This is a genomic window from Vibrio sp. (assembly GCF_984391705.1).
In genome coordinates this window covers 1-4,310 of sequence record NZ_CFHWOM010000115.1, presented here as the reverse complement: position 1 = coordinate 4,310, position 4,310 = coordinate 1, and the positions used below count along the sequence as shown (strand labels likewise).

2 protein-coding genes are annotated in these 4,310 nt (G+C 44.1%); both read right to left on the bottom strand.

The window, feature by feature from the left end; genetic code table 11:
• Positions 1-202: 202 nt before the first annotated feature.
• Entirely contained in the window at positions 203-1,756 is a 1,554-nt protein-coding gene (locus AC4MRV_RS21610) for an ABC transporter substrate-binding protein (protein WP_491189341.1), read from the bottom strand.
• A gap of 93 nt (positions 1,757-1,849) precedes the next feature.
• On the bottom strand, positions 1,850-3,565 hold the full coding sequence (locus AC4MRV_RS21605; RefSeq protein ID WP_491189340.1) for a dipeptide ABC transporter ATP-binding protein: 1,716 nt from the start codon (positions 3,563-3,565) through the stop codon (positions 1,850-1,852).
• Positions 3,566-4,310 lie beyond the last annotated feature (745 nt).

The window sequence follows — 4,310 nt, the reverse complement described above, 5'->3', positions numbered from 1 at the left end:
CAGTGCCTGAAACAGGCGCTTGACCAGAAACGAAAACATTCCTTGCCCCTTAACTTTCCATAGATTTCAGCCTGCAAAACAGATCCACTCTGCTTGCAAATTCAGTCTTAAAAATGGCACCTAACCCGACTGAAACAAAGTTAAGCACCAAAAATTAGCCTCAATGCCTACCAAAGTAGGCATTGAGTCAGGACCTTAGTGATTATTTCACTACTAGGTCACCGAAGTATGGGAAGTTCATACCGTTGATGATTGGACCAATATCAACGCTGTCTTTCGCTGCCCATGAAGGATCTTGCCAATGTAGAGGGACAAATGCCGCCTCATTGTAAAGAATCTCTTCAACCTTCTTCAGTGATGCACTACGCTTCGCCAAATCTGTCATCTTGTTGGTCTCTTCGATCAACTTATCCACTTCAGCATTTGAGTAGTGACCACAGTTGTACTGACCTTTACCCGTTTCAGCATTACGCGTCATCGCTAGGAACTCAGTAAAGTTACCTGAGTCTTCTGTATCTGGGTGCCAACCAATCATTAGCATATCTGCCGCACACTTATCGAACTCAGGCCAGTATTGCGCTTTTGGCATTGTCTTCAGATCAACCTTGATGCCGATCTTAGATAGCATTGCAGCCGAAGCTTGAGCAATCTTGTCGTCGTTCACGTAACGGTTGTTTGGCGCCATCATTGTTAACGTGAAGCCTTTCTCGTAACCCGCTTCTTTCATTAGCTGTTTCGCTTTCTTCAGATCGTAGCGTGGTTTCAGGTCTTCATTATGACCAACAAAGCCAACTGGACTCTGCTGTGCTGCTGCTGTAGCTGCACCCTTCATAACTTTCTTAGTGATACCTTCGTTGTTGATTGCGTAGGTAATCGCCTGACGAACACGCACGTCTTTCAGCGCAGGGTTACTGTTTTGGTTCATTTGGAACGTGATTACACGAGTACCAGGCATAGTGTAAAGGTCAACACTCTTTGCCTTCTCGATACGCTTATAGTCATTTGGTGCTACCGGCGCAATCATATCAACATCACCCGATAGAAGTGCTGCAACACGAGTTGCATCTTCTTTGATAGGCACTAATGTTAGCTTATCAACGTTACCGCCAGATGCGTTGTCCCAGTAATCGTTGAAGCGCTCAAACGTTACTTTTACGCCCTGCTCACGTTGAGTGATTGTGAAAGGACCAGTACCTGATACGTTTGTCGATGCAAAAGAGTTACCGTGCTTCACTAGCTCGGCTTTGTCTTTACCATCTGCTGTTTGACCCGAGTAGAACTTGCTGTCCATTGGGAACAGGTAAGTCATCACGTTTTCTACCAATGGGTAAACGCCATCAGTTTTCACTTCTACTTTGTAATCGCCCGCTTTAGTGATAGAAGCGATTGGGCCAAAGATACCTTTAAAGTCAGGAGAGTTCTTCAGACGGTTGAATGTCCAAACAACGTCGTCAGCCGTTAGCGCATTTCCTGAGTGGAACTTAACGCCTTGACGGATATTAAAGTGCATTGTTTCGCCATCAATACGTTCCCAAGATTCAGCCAAGCGAGGTTCAAATTCCATTTTTTGATTGAAGCGGATTAGTGGGTCAAACACCATGTGAGACATTTGCAGTGTGCCACCAGATAGCTGCTCATGCGGGTCAAGTGATACTGGGTCAGCATCATAAGCGACGGTAATGTCTGCTGCGGCTGCACCAAAACTTAGACCAGCTGCCATTAGAGCCACTGCTAGTTTGCTTTTCATGGTTTTCATGCATAACTCCTTATGCGGGATTCATCCCTAGTTGTTGTATTTGCTTCTGTTTATTGACTTGGTATGACGACATACCAAGAAATAGTCTACGACTTATGCCGTTTTTACTTCTTCTCTTAAGCCCGTGAATTCAGGCATTAAAGAAATGAGTTGTTTACTGTACTCGTGCTGAGGAGTTCTAAACAGCTGCTCTGTTGGGGCGACTTCCAATAACGTCCCCATTTGCATCACACCCACTCGGTCACACATTTGGCGAATTACCGGTAAGTCGTGACTGATAAACAGCATGGTGAGGTTTAGCTCATCTTGTAAATCTTTTAATAAATTAAGGATTTGTGCCTGTACCGACACATCAAGCGCCGATGTAGGTTCATCACAGATCAATAGACGTGGTCGAGTCGCGAGTGCTCGAGCAATAGAGATACGTTGACGCTGACCACCAGAGAATTCATGTGGGTACTTAACACCCGCCATTTTCCCTAACCCTACGTGATCCAGAAGATCGTTGACGATCTGGCGAGTTTCAGCCTCGCTATTGGTTAGCTTGTGGAATCGAATCGGCTCCGCGATGATATCGAATATTTTCATCCGCGGGTTCATGGAGGTGTATGGGTTTTGGAATACCATCTGCATTTGGCGGCGAAGTGGTCGACGCTCTTTCTCAGATTTCAATGAAGTCAGGTCGATACCTTCAAACGTTACCTTGCCTGAGTTCGGTGCATAAAGACCGGCAATCACACGTGCGATGGTTGATTTACCTGAGCCCGATTCACCTACTAAACCAAATGTTTCGCCTTCAAATACTTCAAAGCTCACATTGTTCGATGCCTGTACGTATTCACGGCGGCTCTCAAACAAAGAGTCTTTGGTGACAAAACGTAGGTTTACGTTTTCGACGCTCAGGAGAGAACCCGTGTAGTCACGGTGATCTTGGCTTTGACCTAACCAGTGGTTCTTAACATCTAATGGCTCCATCTCGTGAGCTTCTTCTATGTAAGAAACCAACGGGAAACGGTCGAGCTTCATATCTGAACGAGGAACCGCAGAAATAAGGCTGCGAGTATAAGAATGGTCAGGGTCGCCAAGTACTTTAGCGGTAGGGCCAAATTCAACCAAATCACCACGGTACATAACAGCGACGCGATCAGTCACGTTCGATACCACCCCCATATCATGGGTAACCAACATACAACCGACGTTATTCTTAATACACAACTCGCGGATTAAGCTAAGAATTTGGTCTTGGATAGAAACATCCAGTGCGGTTGTAGGTTCATCAGCAATAATAAGGTCAGGTTCACCTGCCAGAGCAATCGCAATAACCACACGCTGACGCATACCGCCAGAAAACTGGTGAGGGTATTGCTTCAAACGGTTTTCTGGTTGTGGGATGCCCACTTGCTGCATTAACGACAGCGCTCGTTGATAGGCTTCTTCATCCGTCACCTTCATATTGGCGTGGATGGTTTCTTTTAGTTGTTGTTCAACAGTAAAAAGAGGGTTTAGCGACGTCATCGGGTCTTGGAAAATAAAGCCAATTTTTGACCCACGAACACTGCGCATCTGCTCTGCTGTCAACCCAGAGATGAGTTCACCATCAAGGTAGACATCACCACTAGCAATGCGCCCTGGAGGACTAAGTAGATCGATCACCGCGTTACCCACGGTAGATTTACCAGCACCTGATTCACCAACAACACCAACGATCTCACCGCGCTCAATATTGAACGACAAAGACTTCACGGCTGCATGCACCCCATGGCGAGATGGGTACTCAATACGAAGATTTTTTACTTCTAAAAGTGACATTAACCAGACCTCTACTGCTTCGGCAGCTTTCTGCCCTGTCTGAAAATTGAATCCATTCGTTTTGTCAGTGCGTATAGGTATAGCGTTCTGACAATTTACAAGGTCATCAATTTGGCAAAAAATTCACAGAAAAGCAACAAAGGTAGGATAAAAAGTTGAAATAGAACAAAAAACAAGCAGCTTAACAAAATAAATATTCACTCAAGCAAAATGATACATTGATCGGACCTGACAACAATTCGCCCCAAAGCCTTACAATATGAGAACTTAAGTTATTAACTAGTCTATTTGGTTATATTCCAAATACAGACCACATGAATAGTAATTCAAAAACACAAACGAAAACACGATTAACAAAAATAAAACAACAGTCTACCAGCAAACTATAAAACAGATTTTTAACCCAAACAAAAACCAATAAGTAGAGTTTAAATCAGAAAAATAAGTTTATTTGAAGACTAAATAACTATGACTATTTTTAGCAAATGCTAATCTTCGAGACTAAGTTTCATGCTTAAGTATGAAAAAGAGCGAAGGTAAGAACGAGCGTCATTGATGATGTGGATGACGAACTCAGGCTTTCGTTTTCGTATAGAGGTCAGCGCTAAGGCATATCTTGAACATCAGACGGACCCGACTTTGAGTACGTATTAATTCCAATCGCCAGAAAGAAAAAAGCCCCGTCATTACTGCTAGGGCTTTCTTAAAGAGGTCGGTGAAGAGACATTCTTTGAACATCAGGCGA